Here is a 15,105-nt window from a genome sequence, read left to right as displayed (position 1 = left end):
GAGGGGGGGGTGGGGGTTGGGGGGGGGGGGGGGGGGGGGGGGGGGGCGGGGGGGGGCCAGGGTGGGGGGCCCCGCACTCCCCCGCCCCCCGCGGGGGCGCGGGGAACTGCGCGAACAACCCCCACCGGCCCGCAGCGGCCCCACAACCCCAGGCACCCCCCACCCGGCCCCCGAACATCTCGTGGTCCCTGTCGTGGTGCTCCACGATTGTCCTTGCCCCTTTGGTCACACCAGGCTGGAGTACTACCGCCCGTCACTGTTCCCTCGGAGGCGACGGGCACGTGGACATTGGGGAAGCGGTTGGTCAGCAACAGCTCTTTTGCGTCGGTCGGTCGCACACCCGTGGCGGTGCACGCACCCGATCCGATCTCCCGCGAGGGCGCGCTCAGCCAGTTGCGCCGGCACCCGGAGATCGAGGTGCGTGAGGAGTCCGAGACCGGGCCCGGCACGGTGGCGCTGCTCATCAGCGACAGCCTCGACGAACCGGAACTGACCCGGCTGCGCCGGGTGGTGCGCAGCGAGGGGGCGCGGGCCGTACTCGTGGTCGGGGCGCTGCGCGAGACCGAGCTGCTCGATGTGATCGAGTGCGGGGTCGGGGCCATCGTATGGCGCCACGAGGCCACCGAACTCCGCATCGTGCAGGCCGTCCTTGCGGCCGCCAGGGGTGACGGCGACCTGCCCGCCGACCTGCTCGGCCGGCTCATCAACCAGGTCGGCACCCTGCACCGCAGCGCCGCCGGCCGCCCGGGCGCCCCGGCCTCCGGGCTGTCCGCCCGCGAGGTGGACGTACTGCGGCTGGTCGCCGAGGGGCTCGACACCGCTGAGATCGCCAGCAAGCTGTCCTATTCCGAGCGCACCGTCAAGAACGTCATGCACGGGCTGACGACCCGACTGCATCTGCGCAACCGGGCCCACGCCGTGGCCCATGCCCTCCGGGAAGGCTACATCTGACCGATCGGGCAGCGGACACCGGTTCCGGGGCAGGCCGGTCTGCCCGGCCGTGCCTGCGGGGGCGGCGCGGGCGGAGGGCAGGATTGGGTGTGAGTGCCGAGGGATGGTGAGTACGGCGTGATCCACGAGGTGGACCAGGTGCTGCGGAACCTGCTGACCAGCGGTGCGCTGGAGGGTTCCGGCATCGAGGTCTCCTTCGACGCCCCGACCCGCGACTGGTCGGCCCGCCGCAACGGGCCGGTGATCAACAGCTACCTGTACGACATCCGGGAGGACGTGCACCGGCGGCAGCGCGGGCACGTCGACATCCGTGACGAGCGGGACGTGGTGGTCAAGCGCCGCCAGCCGCCGCGCTGGTTCCGGCTGTCGTACCTGGTGACGGCGTGGACCAAGCGGCCCGAGGACGAACACCGGCTGATCAGCGCCGTGCTCGCGACCCTGATCCCGCGGGAGCTGATCCACCCGAACGAACTGCCGGGCTCGCTGGGCGCGTTGGGCCTGACGGTGCCCCTCTCCTGCGCCGGCATCCAGACCGAGGCACGCTCCCTCGCCGAGATCTGGTCGGCGCTCGGCGGCGAGCTCAAGCCGTCCCTGGACGTCGTGATCACGGCGCCGTTCCCGGCCTACCCCGAGTACGACGCCGGTCCGCCGGTCACCGAGGGCGCCGCCGTGCGGGTACGCGACGGGCTGGACGACACCGCCCCGGTGCTGGAGGAGCGGGCCCACCGGCCCGGCCAGGTCGCCGAGGCCACGGCCGCCTGGAGGGGCCGGGCGTGACCCTGGACGTCTCCGCGGCGCCGGCCGCCCCGCTCCTCGCCCGGCTGTCCGCGCTGCGCGACCGGGTCGCCGCCCTCGTCGCCCACCGCTCGGCCGACGACCCGACGGCCGGCGACCCGCTGCGCGGCCTCTACCTCTCCGAGGAAGCGGTACGGCACCTCCTGCGCCCCGAGCCGGAACCGGCCGAACTCCCCCTGCTGACCGGCGACTTCACCGACCCGCTCGCCGACCTCGCCGGCCGCCTGCGCCTCACCCCGCTCGACACCGCCCTCCTCCTCATCGCCCTCGCCCCCGACCTCGACCGCACCTTCGAGCCGCTGTACGGCTACCTCAACGACGACGTCGGCCGCCGCCGCGCCACCGTCGGGCTCGCCCTCGACCTGTACGGCGCCCCCGCCCACCTCGCGGCGGCCCGCGCCCGCTTCCACCCCACCGCCCCGCTCGGCGCGCTCGGTCTGCTCACCGTCGAGGAGCCCGAACGCCCCTTCCTCAGCCGCTCGTTGCGCGTCCCGGACCGGGTCCTGGCCCACCTCCTCGGCGACGACACCCCGGACGCGGCGCTCACCGGATGCCTGCGGGGGCCGTCGTACGACAGCGAACCCGCCGACGCGGAGTTCGTGGGCCGGCTGGCCACGCTGATCGGCGCAGGGCCGCTCTTCGCCTTCCTGCGGGAGCGGCGGGAGGGCGAGGGCCTCGGCTGTGCGACGGCCGCGCTGCGGCTCGCGGGGCGGGCGGCGCTGCACTACACCGGGCCCGTGGAGCGGATCCCGGAGCTGCTGCGGGAGGCCCGCCTGAGCGGCCGGGCGATACTCGTCGACAGCGGCCAACCGGGCCCCCTCCTGGGGGCGTTGAGCACCGGCGCCACCACCTCGGACGTCACCGTGCTGGTCACGACCGCCCGCGCCTACGACCCCCAGTGGTGCGACCACCGCGACCCGCTCGTCCTGGAGGTGCCCTCCCGGCGCGCCGCCGCCCCGGACGCCTGGGCGGCCCTGCTGCCGGAGGAGCCAGGCTTCGACCTCGCGGCCACCGTCGCCCCGTACCACCTCGGCGGCGACCGCCTCGTCCGGGCGGCCCGTGCCGCGCAGGCCCTCGCCGCCTTCGACGGCACCGCGCTCACCGCCGTCCATCTGCGGCTGGGCGCCCGCCAGCAGTCCGCCTCCGGCCTCGAACAGCACGCCCGCCGGATCCGGCCCGCCGTCGACTGGCGGGACCTGGTGCTGCCCGAACGGCCGCTCACGGAACTGAGGGAACTGGCGCTGCGCGCCCGGCACCGCGACCGGGTGCTCGGCGACTGGCGGCTGAGCGCGGGCGGCGGCAGGGGCCGGGGAGTGCTCGGCCTCTTCGCGGGCGAGTCGGGCACCGGCAAGACCCTCTCCGCGGAGGTCGTGGCCGCCGAGCTGGGCCTGGACCTGTACGTCGTCCAGCTCTCCTCCGTCGTCGACAAGTACGTCGGCGAGACCGAGAAGAACCTCGAACGCATCTTCACCGAGGCCGACCGCACCGACGCCGTGCTGCTCTTCGACGAGGCCGACGCCGTCTTCGGCAAGCGCTCCGAGGTCAAGGACGCCCACGACCGGTACGCCAACCTGGAGTCGGCCTACCTTCTCCAGCGCCTGGAGGCCTTCGACGGCATCGCGCTGCTCACCACCAACCTGCGCGCCAACATCGACGAGGCCTTCACCCGCCGCCTCGACCTGGTGATCGACTTCCCGTTCCCGGACGAGGAACAGCGGCTGGCCCTGTGGCGGCACGGCCTGGTGCACGTCCCCAGCGAGACGGGCATCGAACTCCGCCCGCTGGCCCGGGACTTCGAACTGTCCGGCGGCGCGATCCGCAGCGCGGTGGTGACCGCGGCCTACCTCGCCGCCGCCCGCGACCGGCCCCTCACCGCGGCCGACCTCCTGGAGGGCGCCCGCCGCGAGTACCGCAAGGCGGGCCGCCTGGTACCGGGGACCTGGTGACCGGTCCCCGCTATTTGTTCTCGCCGGGCTTGCCGGCGTGCTCCCCGTCAGCGGGTGTGTCGTCGCCCGGCTTGGCCTGGTCCTGACCGGCACCGGCAGAGGCGGTGGGGCTCGGGTCGGTGTGGGTGCCCTCGTCTCCGGACTTGCCCGTGGCGCCGGAGACGTTGAGCTGGAAGACGAGGAAAAGGGCGGCCACGGCGAGGGTGGCGGTGATCCAGAGGGTGATGCGTCGCATGCGGACGGCGGCACGACGCGGATCACCGTCAGCGACGACGGCCCCGGCATTCCGCCCGGCCGGTACCACGCCATGAAGGAGCGCTTCACGCGCGGCGAGCACACCCGCGCCTCCGGATCCGGCCTGGGGCTCGCTCTCGTCGAGCAGCAGGCCCGGCTCCACCACGGCACACTCCGCCTCGGACGCGGTCCCGCCGGCGGGCTCCAGGCGGTCGTCGGCATTCCCGCGGAGCCCGAGCCCGAAACCGAGGCCGAGGCCGGGTGGCCGGGGCCCGCCGACGCCTAGCCGGTCACCGGCGCGGGGTCAGTCCTTGGACGGGGGCACGATCTGCCACTCCTGGTCGTCGCTGTCCGAGCAGTAGTACAGGGTGAGGTTGGTGTCGTTTCCGCCGGTGCTGTAGCCCGCCACGTCCAGGCAGAGGTTGTCGCTGGCGAAGTTGCGGATCCAGTAGGCGCCGCTGGGCTGCTTGTCGATCCACCACAGCTGGTTGTCGGCCTTCGTGCCGTCGCACTTGTACTCGGTGATCGGCGAGGACAGCTTGGCCGAACCGTAGTTGGGCAGGTCCATGCACAACTGGTCCTTGGCGTTGCGGATCTGGAAGAGCGCGGACGCGCCGGGGCCGTCCTTCTGGTACTGCACCTCCAGGTTCCACAGCTGGTTGTCGTTGGTGGTCTCGTCGCAGGTGTACTCCCGTACCGGGCCGTTGCTGGTGCCGTTGCCGTAGCCGGGGATGTCCGCGCACTTCTTGGTGGTCGTGTTGCGGAGCAGGACGTTCGTCGCCGGCACGACCGGCTTCGCGGTCTTCTTCTTCGTCGCCTGCGGGGCAGGCTGGGACTGGCCGCCATCGCCGCCCGCCTGGGTGTCGGACGAGCCGTCGCCGTCGTTCGCCTGCTGTTCCGTCTGGGTCGGCGACGGCGCCGGTGCGGCGGCGAGGGGCGCGCTGGCCGAGGGGCTGGGCGCGATGCTGCTCACCCCGGCTTCCACGGGCTGTTCCTGGGCGAGGCTCTGCACGTGGGGTTTGTAGTTGAACCAGATCAGCGCGAAGGTGAGGGCGAGGGCCATCAGGGTGCCGAAGAGGGTGGCGAGCCAGCGGGGCAGGAAGCCGCGCTGGATGTAGGTGCCGTCCACAGGCTGTGGACGGACGCCCGCCCGCTGGACGGTGAGGGCGTACGGCCGCTGCTCCTTGGGGCCGAACCAGATGATCTTCCGGGGTTTGAGGGTGGCCTTGATGAAGGCGGCGCGGCCCGGTTCGATCTGGACGTTGCTGGGGTGCAGGTCGTAGGCGAGCTGGTCGCCGTTGTCGCTGCCGCTGACGGAGGCGGTGAGCTTGGTGTTGCCGAGGTTGTCGATGGCCAGCTTGGGGCGGCCCCGGAAGCGGCCCTTGACGGTGGGCGGGACCAGTTCCGCGCGGATCTCGGTGAAGGGGGTGATGGTGAGGTTGCCCTCGGGGACGGTGACGGCCTCGGGGTGTTCGGTGGGCGTGATGCGGACGGCGTAGGGGTTGGGGCCGGCGGTGGCGTCCGGGGTGCGGGGCGGGGCGAAGGTGAGCTCCACCGAGCCGGTCGTGCCCGGGTAGAGGCGGAGCGTCTGCGGCTCGACGGTCGTCCAGGGCGCGATGGGGCCCACTGGTTCGAAGCGGTACTCGTCGACGACGTCACCGGTGTTGCGAAGCCGCAGGCGTACACGGGTCGAAGCGCCCGGGTCCACGGTCGCGGAGGCGGGTTCCAGGGAGGTCCACAGGGTCACGGGGTCACCGTCAGCTTGAAGGCTTCGAGCCAGAGCGTGTTGTCGAGGGTGCCGACGAAGTCGAGTGCGTTGTTGTCGCTGCGGGAACCCTGGCACCACTGGTCGCCCCAGTCGTGGTCGCGGACCTTGGCGTAGTTGCAGCCCTTGCCGCTGCCGACGTTGAAGGCGAAGCCCTCGATGTAGGGGTCGGACGCCTTGGTGCTGCCGATGTAGTTGTCCTTGCCGTCGGCGATGATCGCCGTCCAGTTCGGGTACCACGTGCCCTGGCCGTTGGTGGACTGGGAGTCGTAGTGGAACCAGTTGGCGGCGGAGCCCTGCACGCCGTACACCGCGAGGTTGATGGCCTTGATCGGCACGTTCTTGCCGACGGTGCCGGACATGGTGCCGTCGCAGACGGGCTTCTGCCAGCCGCTGCCCTGGACGTAGGAGCGGTAGCAGATGTGCCGCCCGGACGGGTCGTCGGCGGCGAGGCGGTTGACGGCGGTCGCCGCGGTGTCCTGCTTGGGCTTGGCGGTCACGGTGGCCGTCGCGCCGCCGCCCCCGCCCCCGCCGCCTCCGCTCCCACCGCCGTCGCCGTTCCCGGTGTCCGCCGCGGGCGCCGTCGACGGCGTCTCGGTGGGTGCCGGGGGCGGGGTCGGGGTGACCGTCGGGCTGGGCGCGATGCTGCTCACCCCGGCTTCCACGGGCTGTTCCTGGGCGAGGCTCTGCACGTGGGGTTTGTAGTTGAACCAGATCAGGGCGAAGGTGAGGGCGAGGGCCATCAGGGTGCCGAAGAGGGTGGCGAGCCAGCGGGGCAGGAAGCCGCGCTGGATGTACGTCCCCTCGACGGGCTCCGGCTTCAGCCCCGACCGCTGCACGGTGAGCCGGTACGGCCGCTGCTCCTTCGGCCCGAACCAGATGATCCTCCGGGGCTTCAGCGTGGCGTCCACGAAGGCGGCGCGGCCCGGTTCGATCTGGACGTTGCTGGGGTGCAGGTCGTAGGCGAGCTGGTCGCCGTTGTCGCTGCCGCTGACGGAGGCGGTGAGTCTGGTGTTGCCGAGGTTGTCGATGGCCAGCTTGGGGCGGCCCCGGAACCGGCCCTTGACCGTGGGCGGGACCAGTTCCGCGCGCAGTTCGGTGAAGGGCGTGATGGTGAGGTTGCCCTCGGGGACGGTGACGGCCTCGGGATGCTCGGTGGGCGTGATGCGGACCGCGTAGGGGTTGGGGCCGGCGGTGGCGTCCGGGGTGCGGGGCGGGGCGAAGGTGAGCTCCACCGAGCCCGTGGTCCCCGGGTAGAGGCGGAGCGTCTGCGGCTCGACGGTCGTCCAGGGCGCGATGGGGCCCACCGGTTCGAAGCGGTACTCGTCGACGACGTCACCGGTGTTGCGCAGCCGCAGGCGTACACGGGTCGAAGCGCCCGGGTCCACGGTCGCGGAGGCGGGTTCGAGGGAGGTCCAGAGGCTCACGTCAAGACGCTAGTGGGCCGGGGAGCACCACATCACCGGACTCCGGGGCAGAGTTGGCGGTGCCGAGGGCGGTGCCGCTGCCCCCGGGGACGGGCCGGCGGGGCCGTACGGACAGGCCCTCGTCGCCGCCGGCCGGCCCGGGTCAGTCCAGCTCCATGCGGTCGCCGGCGCCGGAGGACGCGACGGGAGCCGCCTGTCCGGTCGCGGCGGCCTGCAGGATCCGCTCGGCGACCTCCTTGGGCGCACCCTTGAGGTTGGCCGTGCGCACCTCCTCCACCACCGACGCGAACGCGCCCGCGAGATGCCCCGCCTCGGTGATCCGCTTCGGCAGCCAGCGGAACTCCATCTGGACGCCCTGCTGTCCGCCCGTGTGCTCCCGGGACAGGTGCGGCGACGCCCGGTCGGGCTTGTTGAACGGCCGCCCGGACGACAGCACGTACAGCTCCGCGTTCTCGCCGTTGAGGACCTTGTTCAACAGCATGTAGGTGGCCTGCAGCGGATCCTGTTCCGGGGAGGCCGCGCCGCCCAGATCGTCGACGGGTGGACCGTAGGCCGGAGTCCGCTCGGCGTTGGCGCCCCTGCCGAACGGCTTGAGGAAGGACAGCCAGAACCCGACGTTGGTCTCCGCGACCTCCTCGTGCAGCCACTTGGTGAGGAGCATGAGGTCCTCGTGGCCGAAGTTGAGATTCCGGATCGTGTCCGTGGTCGCCTTGGTCCTGACCTGCCCCAGGTCCCCCAGCTTGGCCAGGTGCGAGACGGCGTTCTTCGCCGTGGAGGTCTCTCCGACCGCGTCCGTCATCACCATCGCGCTGCCGATCGCGTAGGACGCGGTCAGGGTCAGCGCACCGGTCAGCGCCTCCCGGTCCAGTTCGCTCAGCTGCGGCATCTTCCCGGCGAGGAACGACCGTACCTTGTGCGAGGCCTGCACCACGGCCCCGGTCGCGTGCAGCTGTGCCGCGCGCGTGTGCTCCTTGCCCTTGGGGGCCGGCGGGTACTCGACCTTCTGCTGGGCCTCGTAGAGGTGCGGCAGCCCGGACGGCATGATGCCCGCCGTGGCCTGGAGGTACAGGCTGTGCTTGGCGTCCTTCTGGTAGGCGGCGATCGCCTTCTGCAGCTCCGGGTCCTTGAACAGCTCGGGACCCAGCCACGTCTGCAGTTCCGGCAGCGGGAACCCGGTGGCGTACGCGCCGCCGGAGCCGGGGATGAACGAGGCGAAGGACCGCGGGTCGTGGGCGAACATGCCGGCCACGTGCTCGTCGATCTCCTCCGCCATCTCCAGGACCGTGTGGTTCGAGCCCGGTGCCAGCTCGTCCACGGCTTCCGTGACGTACTCGATGTTGCCGATGGGGTCGTACTCGGCGTCGCCGGGCACCAGGGAACGCCCGTCGGGCGTCGTGAGATCGCTCAGCGCCTCGTGGATGTCCCGGCCGCGATGCTGGAGGACGTTGTGGTCCGTGACGACGTTCATGCGCTTGCCGGACGCGATGTCCGTGGCGTACCCGGCGCCGCCGTAGAAGAACGATGTCAGGGCGGGGTGCGGCTGGCGTCCGTCGATCGGTGTGAGGCCGGTGCTGGACTGCTTCACCTCGTAGCTGGGCACGCTCAGTTCCGCCTCGAAGCCGACCAGCCGCTGGACCGGGGCGGATCCGGCGGCCGGGGCCGGGCCGGACCGTTCGCCGCCCTCCGCCGGCGCCGGCGCGTCCGGCACCGGACCGCTCATCACCCGGTCCGCCTTCTGCACGGCGTGCCGCTCACCCGGGTCGTGCTCGCTCGACAGGTTCACCCCGCCGCCGATGTCGGTGCCCGGTACCGGCCCCGCCGACTGGTCCTCGACGTGGGTGAGTTCGTGCGCCCAGTCCTTCTTCGTCATGGTGTCGCCCACGACGACGTTGTTGCCGGTGGTGAGCGCCTTGGCGCCCAGTTCCCGGGCCGCCGCCTGCGCCGCCGGACCCGTGTGCACCCGTACGCCGCTGAAGTCCGCGCCGTCGAAGCGGGCCTCCATCTCCCGCTGGAGCACCGGATCCATGCTCTGCCCCCGGGACCTGACCACGTCGTGGACCAGCGCCCGGCGCTGCACCGGCAGATGCCCGCAGCCCGCGTCGTGCTCGTGCCGGGCCTGGGCCGCCTCCCGCTGCACCGGCACCTGCCCGCCGCCCGCGTCGTGCCGCAGGCGCTGTGCGGCGATCGTGGCCGCGACCGCCGCGTTGCCCGCCAGCCGCTGGAGGGCCGGCAGCCCGGTGGCGGGAGTGTGCGCGGACGCCGGGCCCGCCACCGTGGTGGCGACACGGGCCCTCGGGACTCGCCCGGTCCCGGGCCGCTCGGCCCTGCCGGGCTCCTCCTGCCTGTACATGCCCCATGCCTACGGGAGCGGCCGCGGACGGGCAAGGGACACGGGGGCAGTCTTGAGGGCAGCGTGCCGCGCTACTGCCACCAGGCCCGGATCTCCTGCTGGTTGGTGGGCACGCCCGCGGCGGTGATGTAGTAGACGGGGACGGCCCCGTTCGCCTTGGCCGCGATGGCGGGACCGATGATGAGGGTGCAGTCGCCGCACGGGATGCGGTCGGTGAACAGCGCCACCGGTGTGAAGTCGACCTGCTGGTTGTTGAGATGACCGAAGAGCGCTTCCTCGGAGTGCGGTCCCAGCTGCCCGGCGTTGAACGAGTCGGCCACGTGCTGCTGGCCGGTGCTGTTGTCGATGTACAGCAGCACGGCGAAGTTCGAGTGCCAGGGATTGCTGACGCTGCGCCTGTTGGCGGCGTGCGGCACCACATGCGTGTCGAGGAACTGGTTGCCGGTGGTGCCGTTGGCCCCGCGCGGCGGCGCCGGGATCAGCTGGTGCGAGCCATGGGCGCGGGTGACGACCGGCGACCGCTGTACGGACACGTCCGCCTCGGCGGCCCCCTCCGTCGTGCGCTGGACCGCGGCGCCGCTCCCGGGCATCGACAGGTCGGGGGCCACGCCCTGGTCCACCTTCCGGCCGTTGTCCTTGGCCTGCACCTCGAACGGGTCGCCCGGGTGCGAGACCTTCGCCCCCGACCCGTTGTCGGTGCCCGCGACCGGCCCCAGGCTCTGCTGCCGGATGTGGCCGATCTCGTGGTACATCGTCTCGCTGTCGACGCGCGGCGCCCCGAGCACGATGTGGTCACCGGTGGTGTAGGCGTGCGCGCCGTGTTCCTTCGCCGACCGCTGCGCGACCGGACCGGAGTGCACCCGCACATGGGACAGGCGCATGCCGTACGCCTTCTCCGCCTTCTGCTGGATCTGCGGCTCAAGGCCCTGCGACGGCGAGGCGATGGCGTCGTACACCGACGAGCGGCGCTGGACCCGCACATGCTCGTCGGCTTCGGCCCGTCGCTGCACCGCCTGTTCCCCGTGGCCGCAGTCCGCCCCGTGGACGTGCGTCTCCTGGTCCGCGTCGGCCTCGGCACGCTGCATGGCGGGCATGTGACCGCAGTTCGCGTCATGCTGGTGGCGCTGCGCGGCGATCGTGGCAGTCACCGCCGCGTTGCCTGCGGTGCGCTGGAGGGCGAGCAGACCGCCGGCCGACTCCGCGGCCGACTTCGGCACGGCGGGACGGGAAACCCCGGGCCCGACGGCGTCCTTGTCGCGGTCCTCCCGTGCATGCATGGCCAACACCCCTTCACTGACGGTGACTTGCCAGCGTTACAGTCACGCGGAGGGACGGCAAGTGACGTCGGCCCCGCTCCGGCGGCGGTGTCGCCCCGGGGCCGGGCGCGGCCCTCCGCGACCAGGCTGTCTTCCGTCCCGCTGCCCCAACGGGCACAACCGGGGGCAACGACCGTGCCCCCGGCCGGAGACCCATGGACGTTTCGGGCGACCCCCCTCGCGCGTGAGGGTGGGAAGCGTTCCTGTCTCGTACCCCGAGGAGAGCAGAGCATGCCGTCCTACCTGTCGCCCGGCGTCTACGTCGAGGAGGTGGCCAGCGGCTCGCGCCCCATCGAGGGGGTGGGCACGTCGGTGGCGGCCTTCGTGGGCCTGGCCCCGACCGGTCCGCTGAACGAGCCCACACTCGTGACCAACTGGACGCAGTTCGTCGCGTCGTTCGGTGAGTTCACCGACGGGTACTACCTCGCGCACTCCGTCTACGGCTTCTTCAACAACGGCGGCTCGGCGGCCTACGTCGTCCGCGTCGGCGGCACCGACGAGGGCGCCGGAGGCGAGGTCAAGTCGCCCGCAGCCCTGCGCGGTTCCGCCGCCCCGGCCGCGCTGCCGCCCGGCGAGGCCAGGCAGCTCGGCACCTTCAACGTCAGCGCCATCGCCTCCGGCGACCTGAGCGTCGAGGTCGCCGACCCGGAGGGCGAGGGCCCCGCCGAACGCTTCAAGCTGGTCGTCAAGGACGGCGGCAAGACCGCCGAGACCTTCGACGTGACCGCGAAGAAGGGCGGCCGCAACTACGTCGTCACGCAGGTCAAGGAGCGCTCCAGGCTCATCACCGTGACCGAGGCCGCGCCCGCCGCGCAGCTGGCCCGTCCGGAGAACCAGACGGTGGCCCTCGCGGCCCCCACCCAGACGCCGGCGTCCGCGTCCCCCGTCGCGGACGCCGGCTCCCACCCCGGCCCCGCCGACTACCTCGGCGACTCGGCCGACCGCACCGGCTTCGGCGGCCTGGAGGCCGTCGACGAGGTGTCCATGGTGGCCGTCCCCGACCTGATGGCCGCCTACCAGCGCGGCGCGATCGACCTGGAGGCCGTCAAGGCCGTCCAGCTCGGCCTGATCGCGCACTGCGAGCTGATGGGCGACCGGGTCGCGGTCATCGACCCGCCGCCGGGCCTCAACGCCCGCCAGATCCGGGTCTGGCGCCAGGAGACGGCCGGCTACGACTCCAAGTACGCGGCGCTGTACTACCCCTGGATCAAGACCTTCGACCCGTCCTCCGGTCAGTCCCGGCTGATCCCGCCGTCCGGCCACGTGGCCGGCGTCTGGGCCCGCAACGACGCCGAGCGCGGCGTCCACAAGGCCCCCGCGAACGAGGTCATCCGGGGTGCGGTCGACCTGGAGCTTCAGATCACCCGCGGTGAGCAGGACCTCCTGAACCCCATAGGCGTGAACTGCATCCGCGCCTTCCCCGGCCGCGGCATCCGCATCTGGGGCGCCCGCACCCTCTCCTCCGACCCGGCCTGGCGCTACCTCAACATCCGCCGGTACTTCAACTACCTGGAGGAGTCGATCCTGATCGGCACCCAGTGGGTGGTCTTCGAGCCCAACGACCACAACCTCTGGGCCCGTATCCGACGCAACATCTCCGCCTTCCTGGTCAACGAGTGGCGCAGCGGCGCCCTGTTCGGGCAGCGGCCCGAGGAGGCGTACTACGTCAAGTGCGACGAGGAGACCAACCCGCCGGAGTCGGTCGACGTCGGCCGCGTGATCTGCGAGATCGGCATCGCCCCGGTCAAGCCCGCCGAGTTCGTGATCTTCCGGCTGGCCCAGTTCAGCAGCGGCAGCGGCGAGCTGCAGGAGTAGCGGGCCCCCGGGTCCCCAACCCCCTTGTTTCCCAGGCATCTTGAGAAGAACGGGCAGTAACACATGAGTCTCCAGCCGGGTGACGCCCTCACATCGCACAATTTCGGCCTGCAGATCGACGGCGTGATGGTCGAGTACCTCGCCGAGGTCAGCGGCATGACGATGGAGCAGGACGTCATCACCTACCAGCAGAACACGCCGGACGGGAAGAACCACGTCCGCAACCTGCCGGGCGTGAAGAAGAACGGCACCTGCACGGTCGTCCGCGGTATGACCCAGTCCTCGTCGTTCACCCAGTGGATCAACGAGTCGATCAACGGTCAGATGGCCACGGCCCGCAAGAACGCCTCCATCATCATGATGGACTTCGAGAACAACCCGGTGAAGCGCTACAACCTGCGCAACGCCTGGTGCAGCAAGATCGACACCAGCACGGTGAAGGCGGGCGAGGCGTCCGCGCTGACCGAGACGGTGACCATCACGTTCGAAGAACTGGTCATCGAGTAATGAGGCGTTCGGCTGTCAGGGCCGGGGGAGTGGGCGCGCCGCTCGCACCGGAGGAGCCGGCGCCCCAGGCCCCCCAGCAACCGCAGACGCCCGTCGAGGTGCTGCGCACGGAGTTCCCGTTCCAGCTCCCGCGCGGGTACGTCGACGAGCAGGGCACCGTCCACCGCGACGGCGTGATGCGCCTGTCGACGGCGCGGGACGAGCTGATCCCGCTGCGGGACGTCCGCGTCCAGGAGAACCCTGCGTTCCTGTCGGTGGTGCTGCTTGGCCGGGTCATCACCCGCCTCGGCACGCTCCCGCTCGTCCACGACGGGATCGTGGAGAACATGTTCGCCTCCGACCTGGCGTTCCTGCAGGACTTCTACCGCCAGATCAACGCGGAAGGACACACCCGGGCCGCGGTCAACTGCCCGCACTGCTCCGAGCCCTTCGAAGTGGAACTCGGCGGGAGCCGCCTGGGGGAATCGTGACGTACGCGACCGACCGGCTGCACGAGGAGATCGCGTACGTCGCCTACCACTTCCACTGGAACCTGGAGGACATCCTGGACCTGGAGCACGCCGACCGCCGTCGCTACACGGCCGAGATCGCGTCCCTGGTGACCAGGGCGGCGGCCTCCGCAGGGGCGGAGGGCTGACGGGTGGGGCTGTGGGATCGGATGCGCGGGCGCGGCCGGGGGCCCGAGGCCGGTGAGTCCGGGAACGGGCCCGGGGTTCCCGAGGTTCCCGCGGAGGTGTCGCGTCCCGTGGTGACGGCGGCCTGGTCCGGGCTGCCGCCGATCCAACGTGCGCTGGGGACGGGCGGGCCGGTCGCGGACGCCGGGTTCGGCGGCCGGTTGCCGACCTGGCAGAACCCGTCGTTCATGGGCACGCGCTCGCACGCGGTCCTGGACGGCGAGTCGAGCGCGGGTCTTGCCGGTGGCGGCCTTGCGGGAACCATGGGTGTGGGGGCCGTGTCCGGCCTCGAACGCCCGGTGCAGGCACTGCCGTTGGCGGGGCCGACGGGAGCGGCGGGGCAGGCGGGGCCGACGGCCGGCCGGAGGGCGTCGGTGCCGGTGGTGCCGTTGCGGGCGATCGGGGGCGGTTCGGCGGGGTCTGCCAGGTCCGTGGGATCGGCCGGATCTGCGGGGTCTGCCAGGCCTGAGGGGTCTGCCAGGCCTGTGGGGTCGGCCGGGTCGGCCGGGTCGGCTGGTTCGGTGGCGCCGGTGGTGCAGCGGGTGCCTTTGGCGGGAGGGCGCGGTGGTGGTGCGGCCGCGCGGACACCGGGGGTGACGGCGGGAGCGGCACGGAACGGGAAGAGCGCGCCGGGCCCGACACCCCTGTCGGCTCCGTCGACCGTCCCGGAGGGGGAGGGGCAGCGGGCGACGCCTGCCGTCCAGCGGTCGGTCACGCCGACGGCCGTCGCCTCGGCCTCCTCGGCAGCGGTGCCGGTGGCGTGGGCGCCGCAGCCGACTCCGGTCGTTCCGGCTCCGGCCACCGGTCCGCGCGTCGCGCCGGCACCTCCCGTTCCGCCGCGCCGCAGCGCGCTGACGAAGGCACCGGCGAGCACGTCGGTGACGGCTGTGCAGCGGCGTACGCTGCCGTCCGCGCCGAGGGCGACGGCCGCCGAGGGCGCGGTGACGGCGTCGGGTGAGGGCGACCGGGCGGGGGCCGGAACGGCGCGGGACACGGTCGTACGACAGGCGGCCGGCGGCGGGGATCCGGTGCGGGTGAGCGGGGGCTGGTCGCGCCCGCGCGGTGACGGCCGCACCTCCTCCGGCCGGACTCCGCGCGCTCCTCGGGACGCTGCCCCCGGACGGGCGCCGACACCCGCCGCCGTACAGCGGTCCGCGTCCGGTGGCGGACCGGCAACAGCCCGGCCGAGCACGACAGGTCCGGCTCCGACCAGGGCGTCCTCCGGCGGTGGCGGTGGCGGTGGGGGGGGCGGCGGGGGTACCGGGGGGGCTGGCCGCGAGTGCCAGCACGGGGGCCCGGGTGGCCTGGTCCGCTGCCAGCTCCGC

The 15,105-nt window shown here is 72.6% G+C and carries 14 protein-coding genes; 8 read left to right on the top strand and 6 right to left on the bottom strand.

Annotated features, from left to right (window positions below; genetic code table 11):
• The first annotated feature begins 342 nt into the window (after positions 1 to 342).
• The 3 genes from KVT45_RS08020 (at position 343) to KVT45_RS08010 (ending at position 3,692) form a co-directional block, all read left to right on the top strand.
• Positions 343 to 951: a response regulator transcription factor gene (locus KVT45_RS08020; RefSeq protein ID WP_174855944.1), complete on the top strand. Its 609-nt coding sequence runs from the start codon at positions 343 to 345 to the stop codon at positions 949 to 951.
• Positions 952 to 1,068: 117 nt separating this feature from the next.
• Positions 1,069 to 1,728 carry a DUF4255 domain-containing protein gene (locus KVT45_RS08015; protein ID WP_217546172.1) on the top strand — a complete coding sequence of 220 codons (660 nt, stop codon included), beginning with the start codon at positions 1,069 to 1,071 and terminating at the stop codon, positions 1,726 to 1,728.
• Complete coding sequence (locus tag KVT45_RS08010; protein WP_308310675.1) at positions 1,725 to 3,692, top strand: ATP-binding protein; 1,968 nt, start codon at positions 1,725 to 1,727, stop codon at positions 3,690 to 3,692. The genes KVT45_RS08015 and KVT45_RS08010 overlap by 4 nt, the downstream gene beginning before the upstream one ends.
• Positions 3,693 to 3,702: 10 nt before the next feature.
• Here KVT45_RS08010 and KVT45_RS56170 read toward each other — a convergent pair whose 3' ends face one another.
• On the bottom strand, positions 3,703 to 3,927 hold the full coding sequence (locus KVT45_RS56170) for a hypothetical protein (protein WP_254646476.1): 225 nt from the start codon (positions 3,925 to 3,927) through the stop codon (positions 3,703 to 3,705).
• Here KVT45_RS56170 and KVT45_RS08005 point away from each other — a divergent pair.
• Complete coding sequence (locus KVT45_RS08005) at positions 3,862 to 4,212, top strand: ATP-binding protein (RefSeq protein ID WP_254646506.1); 351 nt, start codon at positions 3,862 to 3,864, stop codon at positions 4,210 to 4,212. The two genes, KVT45_RS56170 and KVT45_RS08005, sit on opposite strands and share 66 nt — an antisense overlap.
• A gap of 18 nt (positions 4,213 to 4,230) precedes the next feature.
• Here KVT45_RS08005 and KVT45_RS08000 read toward each other — a convergent pair whose 3' ends face one another.
• From KVT45_RS08000 to KVT45_RS07985, 4 genes are all read right to left on the bottom strand, one after another.
• Positions 4,231 to 5,673, bottom strand: coding sequence for an RICIN domain-containing protein (locus tag KVT45_RS08000; protein WP_217545817.1), 1,443 nt, complete (start codon positions 5,671 to 5,673; stop codon positions 4,231 to 4,233).
• On the bottom strand, positions 5,670 to 7,118 hold the full coding sequence (locus KVT45_RS07995; RefSeq protein ID WP_217545816.1) for a hydrolase: 1,449 nt from the start codon (positions 7,116 to 7,118) through the stop codon (positions 5,670 to 5,672). The genes KVT45_RS08000 and KVT45_RS07995 overlap by 4 nt, the downstream gene beginning before the upstream one ends.
• Before the next feature lie 142 nt (positions 7,119 to 7,260).
• The gene (locus KVT45_RS07990; RefSeq protein WP_217545815.1) at positions 7,261 to 9,468 is read right to left on the bottom strand and encodes a DUF4157 domain-containing protein; all 2,208 of its coding nucleotides are present in this window, start codon (positions 9,466 to 9,468) and stop codon (positions 7,261 to 7,263) included.
• A gap of 71 nt (positions 9,469 to 9,539) precedes the next feature.
• A complete protein-coding gene (locus KVT45_RS07985; RefSeq protein WP_217545814.1) occupies positions 9,540 to 10,745 on the bottom strand; it encodes a DUF4157 domain-containing protein in 1,206 nt (401 codons plus the stop codon).
• A 270-nt stretch (positions 10,746 to 11,015) separates the two neighbouring features.
• Here KVT45_RS07985 and KVT45_RS07980 point away from each other — a divergent pair, with 270 nt between their 5' ends.
• The 4 genes from KVT45_RS07980 to KVT45_RS07965 all read left to right on the top strand — a co-directional run bounded on the left by KVT45_RS07980 (position 11,016) and on the right by KVT45_RS07965 (position 13,743).
• Entirely contained in the window at positions 11,016 to 12,599 is a 1,584-nt protein-coding gene (locus KVT45_RS07980) for a phage tail sheath subtilisin-like domain-containing protein (protein ID WP_217545813.1), read from the top strand.
• Positions 12,600 to 12,662: 63 nt separating this feature from the next.
• Positions 12,663 to 13,106: a phage tail protein gene (locus tag KVT45_RS07975; RefSeq protein ID WP_217545812.1), complete on the top strand. Its 444-nt coding sequence runs from the start codon at positions 12,663 to 12,665 to the stop codon at positions 13,104 to 13,106.
• Entirely contained in the window at positions 13,106 to 13,576 is a 471-nt protein-coding gene (locus KVT45_RS07970) for a hypothetical protein (RefSeq protein ID WP_217545811.1), read from the top strand. Before KVT45_RS07975 ends, KVT45_RS07970 begins: the two co-directional genes overlap by 1 nt.
• Positions 13,573 to 13,743 (top strand): DUF6760 family protein, encoded by a 171-nt coding sequence (locus tag KVT45_RS07965; protein ID WP_089100305.1) that lies wholly within the window; start codon positions 13,573 to 13,575, stop codon positions 13,741 to 13,743. The genes KVT45_RS07970 and KVT45_RS07965 overlap by 4 nt, the downstream gene beginning before the upstream one ends.
• Here KVT45_RS07965 and KVT45_RS07960 read toward each other — a convergent pair.
• Entirely contained in the window at positions 13,680 to 14,774 is a 1,095-nt protein-coding gene (locus KVT45_RS07960; RefSeq protein WP_217545810.1) for a hypothetical protein, read from the bottom strand. The genes KVT45_RS07965 and KVT45_RS07960 overlap by 64 nt on opposite strands.
• Between the last annotated feature and the right edge of the window lie 331 nt (positions 14,775 to 15,105).

The sequence above is a fragment of the Streptomyces sp. GbtcB6 genome, from assembly GCF_019091475.1.
GTDB classification, from domain to species: domain Bacteria; phylum Actinomycetota; class Actinomycetes; order Streptomycetales; family Streptomycetaceae; genus Streptomyces; species Streptomyces hyaluromycini.
The sequence above is the reverse complement of the archived record's forward strand: the minus strand, read 5'-3'. Positions and strand labels throughout refer to the sequence as shown.